Here is a 24250-nt window from a genome sequence, read left to right as displayed (position 1 = left end):
CTTTTTTCAGATTAAAAATCAATAGCTATGGTCATAGTATAAGACGCCGTATAAGGGATAAAGCCTCGTTCCCTAAACGAGTCGCTACTGCTGGTGCCCCTGAAACTCTCGGGATTCAGATTGTTGGGCAGGGAATTGTATAAATATCCAAGGTTCCTGGCATTGAAGGACACATAAAAGTTTTTCGCCCCGAGTTTGTCAGAGACTGATTTCGGGAAGTTATATCCGAGGGATATATTTCTCAGTGCTATGTATTTTACTTCGCTAAACCAATCGTCATTTACAACCCCATCGCTCCAGGAATTTGTATAGTAGTTAAAGTAACTGGCATGTGTGGGTTCTACATAGCCATTGTCCATAGCTTCCTGATAGGTCAGACCTCCTACATCTACGGTAGATCCGTTAGGCGCTGTTACGGTCTGGCCTTCTGCAAAAACCCCGTTCGGGATAACACCATCGTTAAATTGTTGTCCCTGAGAATCCGAATATTGCGATGTCCAGGTCATTCCCCCATGTTCGGGGCTTCTTCCTCTTAAAGAGGTTTCCAGCCAACCATAAGAGGTTCCGTAACGGTTGGAATAAGAAGCAATGTGCCCTCCAAAACGGGCATCTAACAACACAGAAAGGGAAATCCCTTTATACGTAAAGGAGTTGTTTAAGGAGCCTTCAAAATCGGGTTGCACTTTACCTACTCTTTCGGGCTCATAGCTTCTTTCGTAAAAGGCTCCCCGGTCGGAGTCTACCCATTTCAGAACATTCATGCCGTTTCTCGGATCATCCGGGTTGTCTGATTGCCATTTTTTAGGGCTACTGTCAGACATCAATACTCCGTATTCTCCACCTTTAAAGGCTACCGAGCCAATCCGGAAATTACCATAGGCAACATCTCCGCCTAATGCTTTATATTCCCCGTAATCTTCGTGCAGGTCTTTGATCTTTGTGGTGTTTTTCCAGTAATTGAAGGTGGTGTTCCAGGTAAAGTTTTTGGTTTTAACCGGGGTTCCCGTTACACTCAGTTCCACCCCGTAATTACTCAATGTACCAATATTGGTAAAGTAATTGTTATACCCGGATTCCTGCGGGAAAGGAATTTCGCCGATCTGATTTTTAATGATCTCGTTGTAATAAGCAAAATCCACCCCGAGGCGATTGTTGAAAAAACGAATGTCCATACCTATTTCATAGGAGTTTTTTCTTTCCGGTTTTATGTTTTTGTCTACCAGGGTAGTGGTGATATCATTGGTGTATATAAACTTGTCCCCGTCCATCTGGTACCTTCCGATCCCATATCCCTTGTTAATGGCATAAGGGTCTGTATCGCTACCTACCTGAGCCCAGGATGCCCGAAGTTTTCCAAAGGTAAACCAGTCTGGAGTATTAAATGTTTGGGTAAACAGCCAGGAGCTGCTTACGGAAGGGTAGAAGTAAGAATAATTGCCTTCTCCATTGGTGTATACCAGCGAAGATGACCAGTCGTTCCTCCCTGTAATGTCCAGGAAGACCTGGTCTTTATATCCGAAACTGGACAGGAAGTACAGAGAGCTTATCTGCTTGGTGCCGTAGACCTTTCCCGAAGAAATAAGGTTTCTTTTAGAATTTTCCAGGAAAAACTGTCCGGGGACGATCAGGCCACCGTCTGTCCTTACGTCGGTTTCCGATTTTTCCTGTTTCCATAGCTCACCTCCGACAAGAAGCTGGGCGGTAATATCAGGAGTAAGGTCTTTTTGGAAGTTCGCAGTAAGTTTTCCAGTGTAGCTCTTATCGGTATTATGCCTCATCTGGTATTCTCCACCGTCATTCAAAAAACCGCTTCCCCAATCTTTTCTTTCGTATTTAGTGGTGTAATAATTCATATTTCCTTCTGCAGTAATGGATAGCCACTCTGCAACGTCTGCGGTTAATCGTACGATGGGGCGGGTAACTTGTTCTTCGGAACCGGCATTGTTCATACTGTATTCGAACCAGATGGATTTTCCGGGAACGTAGGCATATTTATCGCTGTAATCTGAATTGGGGATCCCTCCGTGAGAGGCCTGCCAAAACTGTCGCTGCCTGTATTTCGAAGGATTGTATCCATTTGCATAGGTACCGTTGATGAAGAATTGTGAAAGGTCGTTTCTCGCATTTTTGGATTTGGAGGTGGTATAGGAAATTGAGGCATCGGCCCTTAACCAGTCCGCAAGTTGATAGGCACCGGAAAACAGTAATGCATCTCTTTTAAAACTGTTGTTGGGTAATGTACCCGACCTGTCGTTGTGGGAAAGGGAAAGAAAGAAGTTCCCTTTGTCATGGCCTCCGCTTAAAGAGACGGAAGTGTTGGTGTTCCATCCGGTGTCATAGGCGTCTAAAAGATTGTCCTTTGCCGGGCTGTATGTGGTCATTTCTCCGTCATACCCAATAATAGGTCTTCCGTCATATTTGGGCCCGTAACCAAGGCTGCTCGGATGCTCAATGAGTGTGGGAATACCATCATCATTCGTATAGAACTGATTGTTGGAGAAACGGTAATAATTTCCATTTGCATCCCTTTCTCCATAGCTTACTGCCCCGGCTCTTGTACCGACCCCATATTCATATTGTATATCGGGTTGGCGATATACGTGGTCTATCCCAACGGATTGCTTTACAGAAACACCCAGGCCTCTTGTGCCCGAACCGTCTTTTGTCTTTATAAGGACCACACCGTTTAGACCTCTGGAACCGTAAAGAGCAGTAGCTGCGGCTCCTTTAAGAATAGAAATACTCTCATAGTCGTCCGGATTGAGGTTTTTTAACATATTGCCGTAGTCATTAGGATTACCCTCCCAGTCTGCACTGGAATCGGAAACATTGTTGTCCAGGATAACTCCGTCCACAACAAATATGGGCTGATTGTTGTTGGAATTCAGCGCGGAAACTCCCCTGATCTGTATCTTGGAATTCCCGAAAAGCCCTCCGTCTGAGGAGCCTATACTTACACCCGGAGCTTTTCCTTGTAAAGCCTGAACCGGGTTTACGGTGTTGGTTTTAGCCAACTCATCTCCTTTTACTTCTGTCATGGCATAACCGAGCCTTTTGGTCTCCCTTTTAATCCCGAGAGCGGTGACTACAACACCTTCGAGCTCCTGGGCGTCTGCGGAGAGCGTGATGGTGATGGTTGATTGCCCGGCTACCGGTACTTCCCGGGAGGCATACCCCAGATTGGAAAATACCAGGACGGCATCTTCAGGGGCCTCTATGGAATAATTTCCGTCGAAATCAGAAGAAACACCTTTAGTGGTGCCTTTTATTACAATGTTTACCCCGGGTAGAGGCATACCGTCGTCGGCATCGGTCACAACTCCTGTAACCGTCTTTTGCTGTGCCAGCATAAACTGGCAATAAAAGAAAAATGCGGAAAGTACGTAAATGGTCTTTCGCTTACACATCATAGCTTTCATTGAGTTAGTTAATTTAGAATTAAGTTTTTTACGTGAACGAAAACATATAGGTGCTGAAAAACAGGCTAAAACGTTTTCAATTCTGATGTAAATGTTATAAAAAAGTTAAATGTTGGCAATTAAAATCGACCAATGACAATTCTGAAAAGCTGAAGGAGTAATATGGGCAAGTGAAGAGTTGAAAAGCTGTGTTACAGGCATTGCAATTTTTTTATATTGCTTTTTTAACAATTCTTTTGCATCTTTACGGGCTTAACAAAAGTGTTGATATGACGGCAAAAAAGATATTGTGGCTGCTGTTATTGGTGGTAACCGTTTCTACCGGTGTTGTAAGCTGCTCGAGTGATGATAATGGTAACGGAGGGATAACCCCCCCGGAAATAGACGAAACCCTTAACCGTCAGACAACCGGGAGCTCGGCAAGAGACCTGCTTTCGGACGAAAAATATTCCAGGATCGTTCTTGAAATCTTATATGTACAGGGATATGAACCAAATGCTGCTTCTGTGGAGAACCTGAAAGATTTTCTCGGTGAACGCATGCACAAACCGGATGGTATTGATGTGGAAATGACCGCGATAGAATCTCCCGGAGATACGGTTTATAGTGTTGAAAGGGTGGCTGAAATAGAAAGGGAGTTACGTGCTAACTATAACTATGAAGATGAGATCGCCGTATTTGTCTTTTTTGCCGACCAGAAATCGGACCAGGACGAAGGGAATAAGGTGGTATTGGGCGCAGCTTACTGGAATACTTCTTTCGTCATTTACGAATCTACAATCCAGGACATTGCCGCCCGGACAGGGACACCGAGCCGGACTGTTCTTGAAAGCACGGTAATGCAACACGAATTCGGCCATCTCCTGGGATTGGTGAATTTTGGAACTGATCTGACTTCAGACCACCAGGATGAAGATCACGGTCACCACTGTGATGTAGAAGACTGCCTCATGTATTACCTGGCCGAATCGGGAGGGGACCTCTCCAATGTGATCTCCGGAGGAAGCATCCCCGAACTCGACCCCTTGTGCATAGCAGACCTGCAGGCCAATGGTGGGAAATAGCCCCCCTCTGCCTTCGGCATCTCCCCCGAGGGGGGAGAAAGTTGTCTTTTAAACATTATTATTAGCTTTCTCCTGGTATAGAAAATATAAAACTCTCCTCCTTTGGGGGAGATGCCGAAGGCAGAGGGGGAGAAACTTTGAACCTTAAACTCTATTCATGTCCGAACACAAAGCAGGTTTTGTAAATATCATAGGAAATCCCAATGTAGGGAAATCTACCCTGATGAATGCCCTGGTAGGGGAGAAGCTGTCTATTATCACTTCCAAGGCCCAGACCACACGCCACAGGATATTCGGCATCGTGAACGGTGAGGATTTCCAGGTGGTTTTTTCAGACACTCCGGGTGTTATAAAACCGGCCTATAAATTACAGGAGTCCATGATGGACTTTGTAAAATCGGCTTTTGAGGATGCTGATGTGCTGGTGTATATGGTGGAGATCGGGGAAAAAGGGCTTAAGGACGAGGCTTTCTTTACCAAGCTCAGGAAGACAGAGATCCCTGTATTACTGTTGCTGAACAAAATAGACACTTCTTCCCAGGAAGAGCTCGAAGCCCAGGTAGGGATGTGGAAGGAAAAACTCCCCAATGCCGAGATATTTCCTGTTTCTGCCCTCAAAAATTTTAATGTCCCGGAAGTATTTCACCGTATCCTGGAACTGCTTCCCGAATCCCCGCCCTTCTATCCCAAGGACATGATCACCGATAAGCCCGAACGCTTCTTTGTCAATGAGGCTATCCGTGAAAAAATATTGTTGTTCTATAAAAAGGAGATCCCCTATTCGGTAGAGGTAGAGACCGAAGAGTTCCTGGAAGAAGAGAAGATCATCAGGATCCGCTCTGTGATCATGGTAGAAAGGGAATCCCAGAAAGGGATCATTATCGGCCATAAGGGAGCGGCATTGAAAAAGGTGGGTATGGAAGCGCGCAAGGACCTCGAAGCCTTTTTTGGCAAGCAGGTACACCTGGAACTCTTCGTAAAGGTCAACAAAGACTGGAGGAGCAACGACAGGCAGTTGCGGCGGTTTGGATATAACCGGAGGTAGGGTTAATATAAGAAACCGAAAAGCCAGAGTGGGATTTTATTGCCGATTCCGGTCTCCGTGTCGTCTATTGCAAGATAAGCATTTGAGATATTCTGGATTTGATGGAGTAAATTGTTTTGAAATGAAATCAAATTTTCCATGAAAATGATCTGAATTCAAGTCATTTTAAATAAAAAGTCTTGAAAAATCTATAAGGGAATATACTTTTAATAAGTCGTTCCTATTTTTAGAAGGAGTGTCAGTTCAGCAATGCCCGGTTGTTCAGAAACTCGTAAAACCCGTAAATAAAAGGCCTTCCTTTTGACTTTCCCGATCTGCGGACAAAATAGAGCGTAATCCAGGCAGGTACCATTAAAATGGCCAGTACCAGCGGAAGAATGACCGTCCCGGCTGTCCAGTTCAAATAAACCCAGATCGCACAGCCCATGAAGGTGAACCCTGCCAGCAGTTGCAGGCCGAGCAGGGTATTCCAGAGCAATGACCTGGGAGCCACCCATCCGGAAAGCATACTCCTGGACTCATCGATCCGGTTGACCTCCAACTGAAGTTGCGGCGACCACCATTCTTCTTTTTTTTCAGACATGGCGATAAAGATACGGTCATCCACACGGGTGATCTTGTAGCTGGGATTGTTAACTCGCAGGAGTGTAGATAAAACAGAGTTCTTGTTTTTGGGTAATTCCACCGCAAATTGCGGGTCAAGGGCAATTTGGTCACCAAGGGTCTTCATTATCTGTTTTTTAGCTGCTTAAAAATAAGCATTTTTTTCAAGAAATCAGTGTTTTTCATTCCTGTTTTCTTATTCCGAAGCTATACTTCGGCTTTAGTTTATCCAGGGCCTGCCTGCACTGAGCTTGCCTGCACTGAGCTTGTCGAAGTGTCGAAGTGTCGAAGGGTTCAGCAACCGTGGCTATGCGGTGCAAAATAATAAGATTAAAGAAGATAGATAGAAGGTTGAAGCCCGATAACTATCGGGAGATTGATCTTTAACATTTCAATCTCCTATCAATCATTTAACCTCCCCTTGCCAGCCCGGAAAAACACATAAAAGAACCGAAGGCGATGCCCTGAGCCTGTCGAAGGGATAAAACTTAGTTTCTTAAAAAAGGAAGTATTACCTTTGCGCCGTTAAAACTTTTCACATGAGCAATATAGTAGCTATCGTAGGCAGGCCGAATGTAGGGAAATCGACGCTGTTCAACCGTTTGATCCAGCGCAGGGAGGCCATTGTCGATGCTGTGAGCGGAGTTACGAGAGACAGGCATTACGGCAGGTCGGACTGGAACGGACAGGAGTTTTCCGTAATAGATACAGGCGGATATGTAGTTGGGAGTGACGATATCTTTGAACAGGAGATCGACAAGCAGGTAGAGCTCGCCATAGACGAGGCCGATGCTATTATATTTATTGTAGATGTGGAAACCGGCATTACGGGGATGGACGAGGACGTAGCCCAGTTGTTGCGTCAAACCGAAAAACCGGTATTGCTGGCAGTCAATAAAGTGGATAATTCCAAACGCGAAGCCGATGCCGTGGAGTTCTATGCCCTCGGCCTGGGAGAATACTATACCATTTCCAGTATTAACGGCAGCGGTACAGGAGAACTACTGGATGCGCTGGTAGAGGTTCTGCCTGAAAAAGAGAAAGAAGAAGAAGACGAATTGCCCAGGTTTGCGGTGGTAGGGCGCCCCAATGCGGGAAAATCGTCCTTTATCAATGCCCTGATCGGGGAGGACAGATATATAGTTACTGACATTGCAGGAACTACCAGAGACAGTATCGATACCCGTTACAACCGCTTCGGATTTGAGTTTAACCTGGTAGATACTGCCGGCATAAGGCGTAAGGCCAAGGTTAAGGAAGACCTCGAATTCTATTCCGTAATGCGCTCGGTAAGGGCCATAGAACACTGCGACATCTGCCTGCTGCTGGTCGATGCCACCCGTGGTTTTGAAGGACAGGACCAGAACATCTTCTGGCTGGCCGAACGCAACAGAAAAGGCATTGTGATCCTTGTGAACAAATGGGACCTGGTGGAAAAAGACACCCAAACCACAAAAGAATTTGAAAAACGGATCAGAAAAAATATGGAACCCTTTACCGATGTTCCCATCATCTTCATATCCGTACTTAACAAGCAAAGGATCTTCAAAGCCATAGAGACCGCGGTGGAAGTTTATAAAAACCGAAGCAAAAGGGTCCCTACCAGAAAGCTGAACGAAGTGATGCTCCCTATTATAGAGCACACCCCTCCACCGTCGAACAAGGGAAAGTACATCAAGGTAAAATTCTGCACCCAGCTTCCCACCCCGATGCCGCAATTTGCCTTTTTTGCCAATCTGCCCCAGTATATCAAGGAGCCGTATCGCCGTTTTGTGGAAAACAAACTGCGCGATCATTTTGGCTTTCACGGTGTTCCGATAGATGTGTATTTCCGGAAAAAATAGTTTGAGAGTCCCCCTCTGCCTTCGGCATCTCCCCCGAGGGGGAAGAAAGTTGTCTTTTAAACATTATTATTAGCTTCCTTCTGGTATAGGAAATATACAACTCTCCCCCTTTGGGGAGATGCCGAAGGCAGAGGGGGACTGCATATTGATATATCAGGTTTCTGCATTATTTTCCCGTAATGTGGAATTCTACAGCCTGATGCAATCTTGAAAAAAATAACAATAATATTGACGGAATTGCATTTTAATGCGATATAAATAAAGATTTTTCTATTTTTATAGCAATTAAAAATAAATTAATGAGGAGTTAACACAATGTTAAACCCCGTTTTTTTGAGTGTTTTAAATATTTCAATTCATTTGTTCACCCGGTTTATTTATAAAAATGAATAGAAAATCCCCCCTGATGTCCGACGAGGAATTATTGGTACAACTCAAACAAAAGAACCAGGCTGCCTTTGAAGAAATATTCAACAGGTACTGGAAACGGTTGTTTTCCTATGCCTATAAGATCTATGGGGACGAAGCTGTATGTGAAGACATGGTACAGGAGATCTTTATTCGTCTTTGGGAGAGATCGGAAGAATTGTCGGTCAAAAATCTCGAAGGCTATCTCTTCAGGGCTGTAAAATATAAACTTGCCAATTCTATAAGGGACCTGAAATTTACCGTACAGCATACAGATGCACTTTCGGGCCTGTCTACCATTCCTTCCGTGAACCGGCAAATGGAATACCAGGAGCTCGAGAAGGAAGTGTTTGTCCTGGTAGACCGGCTTCCTTATCGCTGTAAAGAGGTATTTTGCATGAGCAGGGTGGACAGCCTTACCAATGCCGAGATCGCCGAAAAACTCGATATTTCCGTCCGTACCGTAGAAACCCACATCAGCAATGCGCTCAAATACCTGAAGATGAACCTGCATATCGCTTCCTGGTGTTTCATAGCTGTCCTGTTCCTCTTCTGATTTTCTCTCTGACTGTCAATTTCAGCACATTCACTTTCACAGGGACCAAAGCTGTATTTTCCGATTGAAAACTCAATGTTAGCAAAAGGTTAACCCGGATTGCCGGCTTTACCAAAAGATTAAGGCTTCACTTTTTTCTCATTTTTCTTACGTGTCCTTTACTGTTTATGTGACTTACAGTTAAAAGCATATCTTGAAAAAACAGGAATTCATAAAACTGGCGGAAAAATACGCTGATGGTCACTGCACTCCTGAAGAAGAGCAGGTTGTAGAGGCTTTTTTCAATAAGCTCCAGGAAAGAGAGTTGGGATGGGAATGGAATGAAGTTGAGAAAAGGCGTTTGCGTATGCTGTACAAAATAAGGAAAGGGATAGCTGCGGGTGAAAGTAAGCCGAAGGAAGATCATTCCCTGCCGTGGTACCGCATTGCCGGGATAGCCGCTTCGGCAGCCCTCCTTGTTGGTACTGTGCTGTTCTGCTATTTCAATTTCGGGAACGAAAAATATACAGAAGAGATAGCCATGAGGGGAGAAAGAAGGGAAATCACCCTGAAGGATGGTTCTACGGTCTATCTCAATGCGGAAAGTTCACTGCGTTTTCCCGAACACTTTTCCGATACCCGTGAAGTGGTACTCCGGGGAGAAGCCTTTTTTGAAGTGGCCCGGGACCCCGACAGGCCGTTTGTGGTAAAAACCGGTAAGCTGGAGACCAGGGTGCTGGGGACTTCATTCAATATAAACGCTTATTCCGAAGGAGAGGTGAGGGTAAGCGTCAACACCGGGAAAGTCCGGGTCGCTGATACCAGGCCTTCCGGAGGAAAGGTAGTGCTCACGAAGAACGAACAGGTACGGTACCGGGAAGACTCCGGAGAATTTGTGGTATCCGGGACAGATTCAGATAAATACAACGCCTGGACCGACGATATCATCATTATGGAAGACGACACACTGAGAGAAGTAGCCGATGTTCTGGAAAAATGGTTCGATGTGGAGATCACTTTCGCCAGTGAAGCATTGGAAAAAAAGACCATAACCGGAAAATATACGGGTAGCAGCCTCCGGGACATCCTGGAAAGCATAAAATTCCTGAAACAGGTAGATTACCGGTTTGTCGACCAGGGAAAAATAGAGATAACGGAAATGTCTAATAAACAAAAACCAAAGCCTATGTAATATATGCCCGAAAGCAAAAAACCCATTCCTGTTGCAGCAGAAATGGGTATCTCCGGAATTAACCGCTTGTAGCCGGGTTCTCCGCATAAGACGGAAACGGAGATAGGACCAATCAAGTAATTACGCTCACCTGGAAAATATGCTTGCAGGCGTATTCCGGTGAAGCAAAACCTTATAGCCAGAAAATGAATACGAAACTACAAAAATTATTGTTCAATACGGTACATGCCTGTATTTGTATGGTGCTGCTGGTGTTCTCTCCAGTTACATCACATGCACATGCTTCGGACATACAGAACACCACAACTGTAAATGTTACCATAAAGCTGGAAAACGCTACTGTAAAACAGTTGTTTTCCGAAATAGAGCAGCAGACGGAATTTACCTTTGTATACGACGAGAAAGTGTTAAACACATCCAGAACATACACTTTTGTTTACCCGGATAAAAGCGTCTCCGAAATACTGGACGATCTGAAATCCAGGGAAAATTTCATGTTTAAGCAGATCAATAATACCATAACCGTAACCCGGTTGTCTTCACAGGGCAGGGTTATAAACGGTGCTGTAAGGGATGCCGATGGTGTTCCTCTTCCCGGAGCCACGATTATAGTAAAAGGGACCTCCGTAGGTACAACTTCCGATTTTGACGGAAACTTCCGGATCAATATGCCGAAGGGGGGCGAGGTGCTTCTGATATCTTTTATAGGATATGTGACCCGGGAAGTTGCAGTAGGCGATCAATCCTTTCTGGAGATCACGCTGGAGGAAGATGTGAGTTCTCTTGAGGAAGTGGTGGTTACCGCCCTGAACATTACCAGGGAAGAAAAATCACTGGGATATGCCATTTCTAAGGTAGAAGGCGATGACCTTACCAAAACAGTTACCGGGAACTGGATGAACAATATGTCGGGAAAAGTAGCGGGAATGTCTTTTTCTTCTGCCGGTACCGGGCCGGCCGGATCGGTAAGAGTAAGTCTCAGGGGTGACCTTTCACTTAACTACGGCAACAACAGCCCGTTGTTTGTAGTGGACGGGATCCCTATTTATGATGGCATGACGGCAACAAGAAGTGTAAGTAATTACGCCCAGGCCGACGCACCCGTAGATTACGGTAACGGGGCCAGTGACATCAACCCGGAGGACGTAGAATCCGTTTCGGTACTTAAAGGTCCGGCCGCTGCAGCACTTTACGGCTCCAGGGCCGCAAACGGGGCGATAATTATCACTACCAAATCCGGGCGTAAAGACAAAGGGCTCGGGGTTACCATAAACTCCTCCCTCACCTTTGAACGTGCGGGTTATTTCCCGGATTTTCAGACTGAATACGGTAATGGTTCCGATATGGGAATGGAAGAATTCTCCATGTGGGAACTCAGTGCAGATATGGCACCAGACGGAGTAGCTACGCCCCGCCGTTATTCGAGGTATACTTTCGGGGAAAAGTTCGACCCCAATAAAATGCGTTACCTGTATGCCTCCAAAAACTGGGACACCAATACCTTTACCAAGCTGCCGTGGGTATACCAGGACGATTGGTATACAGGGCTCTTTAAGACCGGGATAACTACCAACAATACGGTAACCATAAGCGGAGGCAACGGAGAAGGGACCTCCACGAGATTTTCGTTTACCAATTACGAAAACGAATGGATACTACCCAATACCGGGTTTAATAAACGTACGGTATCACTGTCGTTTACCACCCCTTTACACGACAAGATCAAGCTGAGTACGAAACTCAATTACTACAACAGGAAGAGCGATAATATGCCCGTGGGGGGATATGACGAGACCAACCCCATGTATTCCCTGGTATGGGGATTTAATGTGAACAGTATAGACGAATGGAAAAAAGAGCAATTTGAAGGACGCTACAACTATACCAACTGGAATGCCCAGGGCCAGAACGGGCAGGGGCTGGTTTTTCCGTCGGCAAATTCTTTTAACCCTTACCGAACCTTGTATGAAGCATTGAACGGAAACGACAAGAACCGCCTGTTCGGAAATATGAGCCTCTCGTTCGACCTCATGGAAGGCCTGACACTCGATGTAAGGTCCGGGCTCGACTGGTCTAATGATTTCCGCACACAACAAAAACCGTTTTATACAGCAGGGTACCAGAACGGCTTTTACAGGGAGCAAACCATACGCAGGTATGAGATGAATACCGATTTTATGCTGAGGTATGTCAACAATACTCTCGTGGAAGACCGTTTCGGGCTGTCCCTGATGTTCGGAGGGAACAATATGACCAATAAATACCACAACAGTAAAACCACCCTGGATGAACTGGGAGAAGAAGGGGTATACCATACCACCAATCTTCCTACCGGGGTAATTCCCAGTGTGTATGACTACCACAGTAAAAAAGTGATCAACAGCCTGTACGGAATGGCTTCATTGAGCTGGGACGACACCTATTTTCTGGATATCACGGCCCGTAACGACTGGTCCAGTACCCTGGCACGGGGCAACTGGTCTTACTTTTACCCTTCCGTGGCAGCCAGTATACTTACCGACAGAATATTCAATTTCAGAGAAAATGCACCCTGGGTAGATATGCTCAAGCTGCGGTTGTCATGGGCCAATGTAGGTAATGATACCAGTCCCTATCAGTTAGACCAGTCATACGGTACTACTTCCTTCCCCGGGGGATCTGTGCTTACGGGGACCATTCCGGACCCCCTGATTCAGCCGGAAAACGTGGAGAGCTGGGAGGCCGGACTGGAAGCCAAGTTTTTTAAGAATCGTGTTTCGCTCGATCTCGCCCTTTACCATTCTTCCATGACCGATCAGATCATTACGGTTGCAACCGACCAGATTACCGGGGCAACCGGGAGAAAGATCAATGCGGGAGAAATTGTAAACAAGGGTATTGAGGTAGCCGCAACTTTTGTACCGGTAAGAACGAATGATTTTAACTGGTCGTTCGACCTTACCTGGTCAAAAAACATCAACAGGCTGGTAAGCCTTCAGGATGGCTGGGACCCTGACGAACCCTATCACCCCGGCCGGGGGACCACCATAGGAAGCCGGGTTTTTGTATATTCCTACCTCGGTGAAGAAATGAATGTCATTTACGGAAAAGGATTCCAGAGGGCACCGGAAGGAGCTTTCTATACGGATGAGAACGGAGAGCAGGTCAATGCTTCGGGAATGCATATAGTAAATGAAGAAGGATATCCCCTGCTCGACACCAATCCCGACAGGAGGATAGGAAGGGTCAGCCCCGACTGGAGAGGTGGTATGGTACAGCGTTTCCGCTACAAAAACCTTTCACTAATGGCAGCATTTTCAGGACAATGGGGAGGAAATGCTTTTTCCGTTACCAATTTTGCCCTTTCCTACCAGGGAAAACTCAAAAACTCACTGGAAGGAAGGTATGACGGCCTCGTACACCCGGGGGTTAATAAAATCGAACACTCGGACGGAACAGTAACCTATACCAAAAACACTACGGTAACCAACAGCATACAAACCTATTACAACACCTATGTATGGAACAGGGATAATGTAGAGATGAATACTTTCGACACTTCTTTTCTGAAATTGAGGGAGGTACGACTGGATTACGATTTTCCCGCTGAAATATGCCGTAAGACCGGATTTTTACAAAGTGCCAGTATAGGGGCTTTTGCCACCAACCTGTTCACCTGGACCGATTTTCCGCAATACGACCCGGAAACCGGGATGCTCAACGGATCGGATATCCATCCAGGAATAGAGTCCATGGCTTTCCCCATGACCAGGTCGTACGGTTTAAATGTTAAACTTTCATTCTAATACTACTGAGATGACAAGCGTAAACAAAATAATGACTATCGGATTGGGCCTGCTTTTTGCCGTGGGCTGTACCGGTGATTTCGAAGATACCAATACCAACCCCAATACCACCCTGGTAGGAGATATAAAAGCAAGCGGAATGTTTGAACCCCTGTTGTATAACGGGGCCAATGCCTGGCTGCACTATACCTGGTTCTGGAATAACGAACTGATACAGTTTACTGCATTTACCGGGGGGACCACCAGGCAGGAACATCTCTATTCCATAAGCGAAAGTAACTGGAATAGTGTGTGGAACATGTATTCCCGCTATGGCAACAATGTCAGCCATATGCACGAGCTCAGTGTGGAACAGGAAGATGTCTCGCTGGAGGCCATAGCGATGACCTTAAAAGTAATGTACATGTCCAACCTTACCGACATATTTGGCGACATTCCCTATTCCGAGGCTTTCCAGGCACGGCAGACCGATGGCATACTAAAGCCGAAATTCGATTCGCAGCAAGAGGTCTACCGGCAGATGTTTGAAGCGTTAGAAGAAGCTAATGCCCTCTACGCCACAAACCCTGATTTCCTTAAACCCGAATTAGACGGCATGTATGGCGGGGATATGCAGAAATGGCGCAAATTCAACAACTCCCTTTACCTGCGCCTGCTGTGCAGGGTAAGCGGCAGAAGTGAAATGGGAACGGCAGCTAAAATGACCGAGATCTTAAACAACCCTTCAAAATACCCTGTTTTTGAATCCAATGCAGACAATGCCACCGTGATATTTTCCGGGAACGACCCGTACCGGAATCAATTTGCCATCACTAATGAAGGAGATTTTACCAGTTCGGGAAGAAAACTTACGGAACAATTGATAAAAATGACCGTGGTAACCAGTTCTGGCGGGCAACAGACCTACACCGACCCCCGTTTGCCCATTATAGGCAAGAAAAACCCCAACAATTCCGGCAATGTATGGAAGGGAACCGTATCGGGCTGCACCCCGGAGCAACGGATCGAAGTAGACCGGGGAACGTCGTGGCTGAACGCCGCCGTTTTCTGTCGCCCCGACGCACCGGGATGGTTTATGGACTATGCCGAAGTACAGTTTATTCTCGCCGAGGCTGCCCTTAAAGGAGATATAGCAGGAGGCGAATCTGCCGCTCGGGAGTACTATAACAATGCCGTAAGCGCATCATTGGAAAAATGGGCGGAATATGGCCAGTATAGCGAAACACCCGTTACTATTACCAGTAACGATATCGATACCTTCCTCAATTCCGAACTGGCCTCATGGGACGATGCCACAAACAAGGAAGAACTGATAGCCAGCCAGAAATTCCTGGCCCTGTTCTGGATAGGCATGGAAGCCTACCACGAATACCGGCGCACCGGATACCCGGAACTGACCATAGGCGAAGGCACCGTATTTAACGACTATATTTTGCCTACCCGCTTTGCTTATCCCAACATTACCATGGCAACAAATAACGACAATGCTCAGGAAGCCCTGAACAGAATGGGAGGCGAGAACAATATGAAAACCCCGGTCTGGTGGAGTAAACAAGCAATAGAATCGGGCAATTAAACCAATCAAAGAGAAAAAAGATGAGTAAACAGTATATTTTCAGTATCAGGAAAACTTCAGGAAGGATACTTGCCCTGGTATTGCTACTCCCCCTTGCCTTTATGTCCTGTAAGAACGACGACGATGTTGCCGAAGACCCCTATTTTATGATTGAGGGCGACCCTTCAGGGCTTTTTGCCGATGTAAAGGACACAACCCAGAAATACGTGGTGCGCTCCAATCAGCCCTGGAAAGTGGTAGGACAGGAAGACTACGACTGGGTAAGGGCATTTCCCGACGAAGGGGACGACGAAGGTATTTTCAGTATTATAGTAAACGAAAATATGACCTTGGAACCCCGGAATGCTTATTTTGCCATTGTGGTGAACGGAACAGAGCAACCAACATTGTTTTCGGTAGAACAAAAAGAGAATGTTCCCTATATCACCCTGAAAGATGCCGAATCCGGCTATTCCATTCCGGCAACAGGCGGAGAACTTACCATTGAGATCAGGGCAACAGTAGACTGGAGCTATACCGTGGACGATAACGACTGGCTCACCGAGGTGGAAGTATCGGAGAGCGGTATCGTACTTCAGGGTATGGAGAACCGGGGGGACGGGCGTGAGGTATCGCTTACCGTGAGCTCTCCGGAATATCCGGACCTGGACCAGACCGTAACCATTTCGCAGTCGTCCAATACCGTTATTCTCGAAGAAGACTTCAGCTGGTTGTCTTACGGAAGTGCTGTTCCTTACGTGACCACGGATGAACAGCGTTATGATAACTGGACACAGGAAGAGAAGGACCACGGATGGGAGAGCACCCCGGTTAAAATATCGAGCAATCAACAAATCGTATATGCCCGCCAGGGATTTGTAAAACTGGGAAAAACCGGTGTTGGAGGGGACCTGATCTCCCCCAAACTGAATATCGAAGGAACCGCCGATGTAAAAGTAACGTTTAAAGCAGCGGCCTATATTTCCAAAGGCGGAAATGTAGACGACAGAATTTTGAAAGTGTTTGCCCTTGGGGCCGGGGAAACCAGTGTAGACGATTTCGTTATAGATAATATCCCGAACTCGGCTGCAGAAGACGATGCAGGAATAGAAAACGATATATGGGCAGAAGACCGGGTGTATAGTTTTATTATTACCGGGGCTACTTCAGACACCCAGGTCAAATTCCTCGGAAACGATTACGATCTTGAAGGAGTCGGACAGGGTAAAAACCGTATTTTCCTCGACGACATTAAAGTACAGATCATGGACTAAACCTGCCACAAATGACACAGACCCGAAGAAAATTCATAAAAATAGGAGGGCTCACCACCCTGGCCGGACTGAGCGGTATCGGGCTCGGTTTCTCCGGCTGTAAGGACGACGACAGTTTTGATCCGGACAATGGCCTCAATATCTCCAAAGTGATCATCCCCTCAAGCCTGGACATCCTCGCCGGAGGAGAGGTAACACTTCACGGAAAGGGATTTCAGGCCGGCGACCAGATAACGCTTACTTCATCTGCTGATGAAAATACAGCCTACACTGTCATCGTATCTTCTGTAACGGAAGATACGATGACTTTCCCTGTCCCCGAAGGAGTTGCCACGGGAAACTATAAAATTACCCTGACCAGGGAAGCGACCACCCTGCTGCTGGGCAGCACCCTGGTGAACCTTATGGCCGATACAGACCTTCCGGATATCGAAGGGATGACCGTAAAGGGCGTGGTATACTCCAATGGCGAGGGAATTCCCGGTGTAACGGTTTCGGACGGATATGAAGTAACGGTAACCGATGACCAGGGAAGATACTACCTCCCTTCACTTAAAAAAACAGGTTTTGTTTTTATATCGGTTCCCGGAAATTTCGAAGTAGTCAATAACGGAAATGCCCCCCAGTTTTTCAAGCGTTTAAGCAGTAGTGCAGATACGACAGAGCAAAAGAATTTCTCGCTGATCGAAACCAACAACGAAAAACACGTGGTGATCACCATGGCCGACTGGCACCTGGCCAACCGGAACAACGACCTGGACCAATACAATGACCGGATACTGCCCGATGTCAATACCAGCATAGACAAATACGCAGCGGAGGGCAACAAGGTCTATGTGCTGACCCTTGGCGATATGACCTGGGACCTGTTCTGGTACGATAATAACTTTGGCCTTAGCGATTATATACCGTATATGAACAAGCTCAACTGCCCGGTATTCAATCTTATCGGGAACCATGACAACGACCCTTATCATGCGAACGACTGGGATGCGGAAAACCAATACAGGACAGTTATAGGGCCTACCTATTATTCGTTCAACCTCGGAAAGATACACTATGTAGTACTGGATGATGTGGAATACCTGAACAGTGGCGGGGGTGAAGGAAATGTAGGTCAGCGCAATTACAACGAAAAAATCGTTTCGGACCAGTTGGAGTGGTTAAAAAAAGACCTTGCCGCAATTACGGACAAAAGCACTCCTGTGGTGGTGGCCATGCATACCCCCTTGTATAAAAGGCCTTCGCTTGATGCCGGTGGAAACCAGGTCAACCAGCTCGATCTGATGAACGGAAGTGAACTGATAGATTGCCTTAAGGATTTTTCTACGGTCCATGTATTGTCAGGTCACGTTCATGTAAACTATACCGTAGAAGAAGAACCTTCGATCATGGAACACAATACCGCGGCTGTTTGTGCCACCTGGTGGTGGACCGGCAGAAGCGGGTATGCCGGAAACCATATTTGCAAGGACGGAAGCCCCGGAGGGTACGGGATATGGAAAATGAACGGCAGTGATATGCAATGGAGCTACAAAAGTGCGGGCTATCCCGAAGATTATCAGTTCAGGGCCTACGATCTGAACGAGATCCATATTACCGCAGCCGATTTTGCACCCAATGCCACCGATGCCGACCTCGCTCCGTACGTAGGGCCATACGGTACCCCAGGTTCAAAAAACGAAGTACTGATCAATATATGGGGATATGACAGCCAATGGGACATCGAAGTCACCGAAAACGGTAACAAACTGGATGTAACCCGCTTAAAAACCCTCGACCCGCTGCATATTGTGTCATACGAGGCTTTCAGGGTGAACGACGGTAAAACACCTACATCCGCTTTCAAAACAACAGAAACTACCCATATGTTTAAGGTAACAGCCGCTTCGGCCGATTCTACATTAAACATAAAAGTGACAGACCGGTTCGGAAATGTAAATACGGAAAGTATGGAACGCCCCAAGGCATTTTCATTGAATATGAGCTAACCAAACCTGAAACAACAGAAACTATAAACCACAAACACAATCTATCACAACCATGCAAAACAGAAGAGATTTTCTCAAAAAAATGGGCCTCGCCACCGGAGGGGTCTCCGCCCTGGGGCTTTTTCCCGGCGGGCTGTATGCCAACATTCTGGACCAGGACCTGTACAGGCCCGTAAAAGTAAAAGGAAGGGTGACCTCCCGTGACAAAGGTATAGCCCGGGTTTCCGTTACTGACGGAATAAGCGTAGTGCAGACCGATGCCGACGGTCGTTTTGAATTTATAAGCAACAACGGCAGGGGTTTTGTCTATATCAGTACACCTTCCGGTTATGCCATAGACCGCCTGGAGAACGGTTCTGCCCATTATTTCAAGCCCCTGGCCAGGGACAGGGAAACCCAGGATGTCCACTTTAAGTTAAAAAAGCTGGAACAATCCGATGAAAACCACCATTTTCTCGTCCTGGCCGATACACAGATACAGAACGAGTACGAAGCCGGCCAGTTGCTCACTGTGGCCACTCCCGACCTGGTGAAGACCGTTAAAGAGATCAACGATCCCAACACCTTCGGAATAGGTTGTGGCGACCTTGTTTTTGACAACCTGTCGCTGTTCAAGGACTATAATGCCATGGTAAAACAAATGGATATTCCCTTCTTCCAGGTGATCGGCAACCACGATATGGACCTTGGCGGACGAAGTGATGAAACGACCACGGGAACTTTTAACAGCCTCTACGGACCTACCTATTATTCATTCAACAGGGGAGAAGTGCATTACGTGGTGCTCGACGATGTGTTTTTCATAGGAAGGGACAAGAAATACATAGGCTATATCACCGAAGAGCAGCTCGCCTGGCTGGAAAAAGACCTCAGCTTTGTAGAGCCCGGCACAACAGTGGTGGTGTCCCTGCACATCCCTACTTATACCGGTTCGGTAAAACGCTATCCGGACGTGGACCATATAGGAGGTATTGTAAACAACAGGAAGCACCTGTATAAGCTCCTCGAACCGTTTACGGCCCATATCATGTCCGGTCATACCCACTTTAACGACAATATGAAACTTGCCGACAACCTTTACGAACACTGCCACGGTACCGTATGCGGTGCCTGGTGGAGCGGCCCCATATGCCACGACGGTACACCGGGCGGGTACGGAACGTATAAAGTAAAAGGTTCGGATATTTCCTGGCAGTACAAATCCACCGGACTGGATAAAGATCACCAGTTCCGGGTGTATAAAAAAGGAGAACACCCCGATCATCCCGGGCGATGGGCTGCCAATGTATGGAACTGGGACCCGGACTGGAAAGTAGTATGGTATGAAGACGGTATCCGCAAAGGCGAACTGGAACGCGTGGTGGCCAGGGACCCTATGAGTATAAAACTGCACGAAGGCCCCGAACTCCCGGAAAGAAGAAAATGGGTAGAGCCCCAACTCACCGACCACATGTTCTTCTTTGACCCGGATACCTCCGCCTCAGATATAGTGGTGGAGGTTACGGACCGTTTCGGGAATGTATTTAAAGAAACTGTAAAATAATAAATTAAAAACCCAAGAACGATGAAACCTACTTATTTGATTACTGCCTTTTTTGCCCTTGCAGGGCTTTCCTGTTCCGACCAGGACCAGGATATGCCCCAAATGGAAGAAGCTCCCGTTAGTAAGGAATTTTCCGTAAGCACGCCGACAAACGATGTTACTTTCTCCTATACCGACGAAAGTAGTTTTGTTTCCCGGCTGTCTTCTTACGGATATAAGACGCCGGTTCAACTGAACCTTAACCGCACGGCCTCGAAAAGCGGTTATAATTCGGTATACGGATTTAATATTCCCGCAGACCGCCAGGTGACCGGGTTTAAGTGGAACAGCGGGGACGAACAGACCACGGACTGGAGGCCGCAGGGTATTACCGGTTTCCAGTGGGGAGGAAGAAGATTTCTGCTCACTACTTGGTATGGTATAGGGCCGGCACAGATACCCGGAGTCGAAAATAAGCACAAAGGCGTTCGGGTATCTTTGGTAGATATTACGGATATGAACAATATCAAATACAGGCATATCCTTCTGGTACAGGACAAGAACAACCGTTTTTACAAAGAAGACAGTGCATATACCCAGTTGGGGGAGTTTGGCCCTGTGCGTATCCACGCCGGGGGAGTGGCTTACCACAATCAGAAAATTTATGTGGCTTCTACCGGCCTCGGAGTACGTGTTTTTGACCTCAACAAGATCATTGAGGTATCGGGCGATGCTTCCAAAAACCGGCTGGGCAAGGAATCTGACGGTACGCTCAAAGCCTTTAACTACCGGTATATCCTGCCACAGACCGGGTTTTACGATATCGATGGTGCCTCTCCATATTCATGCATAGCCCTGGGAGAAGGGACCGCTTCAGAAAAAAGGTTCTGGACAGGACAGTATATCACATCTTCCGATGGCAGGACTCCGAAGGTTTACGGCTTTCCGGTCAATGCACAGGGAGAGATCACCCAGAACCCGCTTCCGGAAGTTATACAGCCCAAAGACAACGAAACCGGGAACAACGGTCCGGTATACAACATGCAGGGCGTGTACAGAAAAGGCACTACAACCCTGATGGCCGTTACGGGAAAAAGCAAATACCAGGGATCTACCGCAAGGCTGGTGCGTTACTATGACGGCGCTGCCAATGGTGGCCGTTATCGTTGGCCGCATGGAGCGGAAGATCTGTACTACGAACAAAATACCGGGTACTTGTGGAACTTAACCGAATATGAGACCTCCAAATACGGCAGTGACAACCGTTGTGTATTTGCCGTAAGATACGCCGATTACGATTGATTTAGTTTTATATTTTCTGTGCTTTTTGAATGGCCCCGGAGGTGTCGAAAGATGCTTTCGGGGCATTTTATTGGAGGCAAATGATTTTTGCTGATCTTATTAGGATAAGCGACGGAAGTATAAAGCTCAATACTGTCCGGTTCAACAATGAGACAATAACAAAAGAGCGATGGAATTGTTAACCGTTTAATAGAGAAACCTCCAAAACTCCAGGACTCCGAACTCCAAAACTACACCTACCCAAAAGAGAACAGCTCCGTTCTGTAATCCCACATCTTAACGAGGAACAGCACCAGAAAAACCACGGTCACCACCAGTTTCATAAAAGTTCCGGTGAGAAAACCGAGAAAAGAACCGAAAGCCGCCCGCAAAGCAGTCTTGCCATCCGCCTTGTTGATCATTTCACCGATAAGTGCACCGAGGAAAGGCCCGATAAGGATCCCCAGGGGGATAGGGACGATGATCCCGACAACAAGGCCAATAGTTGTCCCCCACATTCCCGCTTTGCTTCCCCCGAATTTTTTGGTGCCCATTGCAGGGACCACATAGTCCAGTACAGTGATGGTAACGGCCACCACAAGTGTAATGCCGAGAAACCACCAGCTCAGGGTGGCGGCCTTGGTGAGGTGCAGTAATAAAAGCCCTGCCCAGCTTATGGGAGGCCCGGGCAATACGGGCAGTATACTTCCCAGAATACCGATTAACATACACAAAAGGCCGAGAATGGTCAGAACAATATCCATAGGTTTTCTTTTATATGCTAATGTAACAAAAAAACCTGTGGTGTAGGACTTTTGGATATCCCGGGGAATGAAAAATTTAACTAAAAAATTAGTTTAAACTAAGAATTTAGTTATATTTGTATTAACAAACTAAGAGTTTAGTTGAAAAACCATCAAATGAAACAGTTAACGAAGGCCGAAGAAGAGGTCATGCAAATATTGTGGAAGCTGGAAAAAGCCAATGTAGCTGCCATCATAGAAAAATTTGAAGAGCCAAAACCAGCTTATAACACAGTGTCCACTATTGTAAGGATACTGGAAAGTAAAGGCTTTGTAGGACATGAAAAAGAGGGGAAGGGCTACCTGTATTTTCCCTTGTTGAAAAAATCGGAATACAGCAATCAGTCCATCAATAAACTGTTGAACAATTATTTCCAGGGGTCCTTTAAAAGTATGGTTTCCTTTTTTATGAAAAAGAACGATATCAGCATGGAGGAACTCGAAGACATATTAAAGGAGGTTAACGACAAAGATCCGGAAAAATGATACACTACCTGTTACAGACCGCCGCATTTCAACTGTTTTTTCTGATCGTGTACGACCTGTTCCTCAAAAAGGAAACTTTCTTTAACTGGAACCGCTTGTACCTGTGGATAACCCCGGTGCTGTCCTGCATCATCCCCCTGATAAAAATAGAAAGACTGGGCAAAGCAGTGCCACAGGAATATATCGTAGCGCTTCCGGAGATCATCGTAGGCCCCGCATCGGAAGAAAGTGCCCGGAATGCAACGGTAGCCACCTTCCTTCCTGCCTGGCAATGGGTCCTGATCATAGGTGGTGCCCTTAGCCTGGTGCTTTTTCTCGTGAAAATAGGGAGGATATTCCGGTTGAGGTATAAAGGAAAAATTATTAAGCAAAAAGCCTATGAAGAAGTGGTGCTTCCGGATAGTAATACCGCATTTTCCTTTTTCAACAGCATTTACCTGGGCGAAACGGTTTACAAAAAAGACCACCGGCATATCATTGCCCACGAATTGGTTCACATCCGGGAAAAACACACTATTGACCTCCTGTTCTTCGAATTGCTCCGTATAGTGTTCTGGTTCAATCCCCTGGTCTATATATATCAAAACCGTATGGCCGAACTGCACGAGTTCATCGCCGATGCAGGGACGGCCGGTCCGGACAAAAGGGAAAGTTACCGTTTGCTCTTACAGGAAGTGTTCCACACCGAAAAAATATCATTCATCAATCCGTTCTTCAAATCATCATTAATCAAAAAACGAATAGTTATGTTACAAAAATCGAGATCAAAAAAAGTATGGCAGTTCAAATATCTGGTACTGGTTCCCCTGGTGTTGGGAATGCTGGTATACAGCTCCTGTGAAAATGAAGAAGCCGCAGTGCCGGAACAGGACTCTTCTATATCTTCACAGGTAGAACAGTTAAAAGCCACCATTGCAGAGAAAGAGCATATGACCGAGCAGGAGAAAAAAGAGGTCATGCAGTTGAGTGAAATGGTTGTTGTCGGCTATGGAGAAAAAGCTGCCATGGAGCTGGAAGACAAGTACCCGGCTCTGAATTACTCCGCATCCGGATCAGACGTCCCTTTCGCCGTAATTGATGAAGTTCCCATATTCCCCGGCTGTGAAAATGCCACTGACCCGAGAGCGTGTTTCCAGGAACAAATGCTGAGGCATGTTCGTAAATATTTCCGTTATCCGGAAGAAGCACAGGAACAAGGCATTCAGGGAAGGGTGTCCGTCATGTTTATCATTGACAAAGAAGGGAACATTGTGAACATTAAAAAACGTGGCCCTTCTCCTCTTTTAGAAGAGGAAGCAGTACGTATCATTGAAAAGCTCCCTAAAATGACACCGGGGAAACAAGGTGGAGAAACTGTAAATGTTCCTTTTTCCATCCCGATCACATTTAAGCTGCAATAGGTTGATATAAGTTTTTCAAAGGAAAGATCAGGGGAAGAACCGA

Annotated in this window: 16 protein-coding genes; 13 read left to right on the top strand and 3 right to left on the bottom strand. The window is 46.4% G+C overall.

Translation table 11 applies throughout. The annotated features are described in order from the left end of the window. Positions 1-11: 11 nt before the first annotated feature. The gene (locus KN811_RS17525) at positions 12-3419 is read right to left on the bottom strand and encodes a SusC/RagA family TonB-linked outer membrane protein (RefSeq protein WP_247716542.1); all 3408 of its coding nucleotides are present in this window, start codon (positions 3417-3419) and stop codon (positions 12-14) included. Between the two features lie 269 nt (positions 3420-3688). On the opposite strand from KN811_RS17525, the gene KN811_RS17520 reads away from it, so the two are divergent. Then, entirely contained in the window at positions 3689-4483 is a 795-nt protein-coding gene (locus KN811_RS17520; RefSeq protein WP_187965986.1) for a membrane metalloprotease, read from the top strand. Between the two features lie 157 nt (positions 4484-4640). Continuing rightward, positions 4641-5528, top strand: coding sequence for a GTPase Era (gene era, locus KN811_RS17515; RefSeq protein ID WP_187965985.1), 888 nt, complete (start codon positions 4641-4643; stop codon positions 5526-5528). A gap of 238 nt (positions 5529-5766) precedes the next feature. Here era and KN811_RS17510 read toward each other — a convergent pair whose 3' ends face one another. Beyond that, entirely contained in the window at positions 5767-6258 is a 492-nt protein-coding gene (locus tag KN811_RS17510; RefSeq protein WP_187965984.1) for a hypothetical protein, read from the bottom strand. A 412-nt stretch (positions 6259-6670) separates the two neighbouring features. On the opposite strand from KN811_RS17510, the gene der reads away from it, so the two are divergent. The 9 genes from der (at position 6671) to KN811_RS17465 (ending at position 21539) form a co-directional block, all read left to right on the top strand. Continuing rightward, positions 6671-7975, top strand: coding sequence for a ribosome biogenesis GTPase Der (der, locus tag KN811_RS17505; RefSeq protein WP_187965983.1), 1305 nt, complete (start codon positions 6671-6673; stop codon positions 7973-7975). 385 nt (positions 7976-8360) lie between these two features. Beyond that, on the top strand, positions 8361-8939 hold the full coding sequence (locus KN811_RS17500; RefSeq protein WP_187965982.1) for an RNA polymerase sigma factor: 579 nt from the start codon (positions 8361-8363) through the stop codon (positions 8937-8939). Positions 8940-9132: 193 nt separating this feature from the next. Continuing rightward, the gene (locus KN811_RS17495; protein ID WP_187965981.1) at positions 9133-10110 is read left to right on the top strand and encodes a FecR family protein; all 978 of its coding nucleotides are present in this window, start codon (positions 9133-9135) and stop codon (positions 10108-10110) included. 185 nt (positions 10111-10295) lie between these two features. Further along, positions 10296-13895, top strand: coding sequence for a SusC/RagA family TonB-linked outer membrane protein (locus tag KN811_RS17490; RefSeq protein ID WP_187965980.1), 3600 nt, complete (start codon positions 10296-10298; stop codon positions 13893-13895). A 10-nt stretch (positions 13896-13905) separates the two neighbouring features. Next, a complete protein-coding gene (locus KN811_RS17485) occupies positions 13906-15471 on the top strand; it encodes a SusD/RagB family nutrient-binding outer membrane lipoprotein (protein ID WP_187965979.1) in 1566 nt (521 codons plus the stop codon). Between the two features lie 20 nt (positions 15472-15491). Next, a complete protein-coding gene (locus KN811_RS17480; RefSeq protein ID WP_187965978.1) occupies positions 15492-16724 on the top strand; it encodes a BACON domain-containing protein in 1233 nt (410 codons plus the stop codon). A gap of 11 nt (positions 16725-16735) precedes the next feature. Next, a complete protein-coding gene (locus KN811_RS17475; protein WP_187965977.1) occupies positions 16736-18715 on the top strand; it encodes a calcineurin-like phosphoesterase C-terminal domain-containing protein in 1980 nt (659 codons plus the stop codon). Between the two features lie 52 nt (positions 18716-18767). Beyond that, positions 18768-20258, top strand: coding sequence for a calcineurin-like phosphoesterase C-terminal domain-containing protein (locus tag KN811_RS17470; RefSeq protein ID WP_187965976.1), 1491 nt, complete (start codon positions 18768-18770; stop codon positions 20256-20258). Between the two features lie 21 nt (positions 20259-20279). Further along, on the top strand, positions 20280-21539 hold the full coding sequence (locus KN811_RS17465) for a hypothetical protein (protein ID WP_216334918.1): 1260 nt from the start codon (positions 20280-20282) through the stop codon (positions 21537-21539). Positions 21540-21775: 236 nt separating this feature from the next. Here the strand turns inward: KN811_RS17465 and KN811_RS17460 are convergent, their stop codons facing one another. Further along, positions 21776-22282 (bottom strand): DUF456 domain-containing protein, encoded by a 507-nt coding sequence (locus KN811_RS17460; RefSeq protein WP_187967554.1) that lies wholly within the window; start codon positions 22280-22282, stop codon positions 21776-21778. 156 nt (positions 22283-22438) lie between these two features. Here KN811_RS17460 and KN811_RS17455 point away from each other — a divergent pair, with 156 nt between their 5' ends. Both KN811_RS17455 and KN811_RS17450 read left to right on the top strand, forming a co-directional pair. After that, complete coding sequence (locus KN811_RS17455) at positions 22439-22807, top strand: BlaI/MecI/CopY family transcriptional regulator (RefSeq protein WP_187967555.1); 369 nt, start codon at positions 22439-22441, stop codon at positions 22805-22807. Then, entirely contained in the window at positions 22804-24207 is a 1404-nt protein-coding gene (locus KN811_RS17450; RefSeq protein ID WP_187967556.1) for a M56 family metallopeptidase, read from the top strand. The genes KN811_RS17455 and KN811_RS17450 overlap by 4 nt, the downstream gene beginning before the upstream one ends. Positions 24208-24250: the final 43 nt, after the last annotated feature.

It is taken from the genome of Sinomicrobium weinanense, assembly GCF_018863395.1.
Taxonomy (GTDB): Bacteria; Bacteroidota; Bacteroidia; order Flavobacteriales; family Flavobacteriaceae; genus Sinomicrobium; species Sinomicrobium weinanense.
The sequence above is the reverse complement of the archived record's forward strand: the minus strand, read 5'-3'. Positions and strand labels throughout refer to the sequence as shown.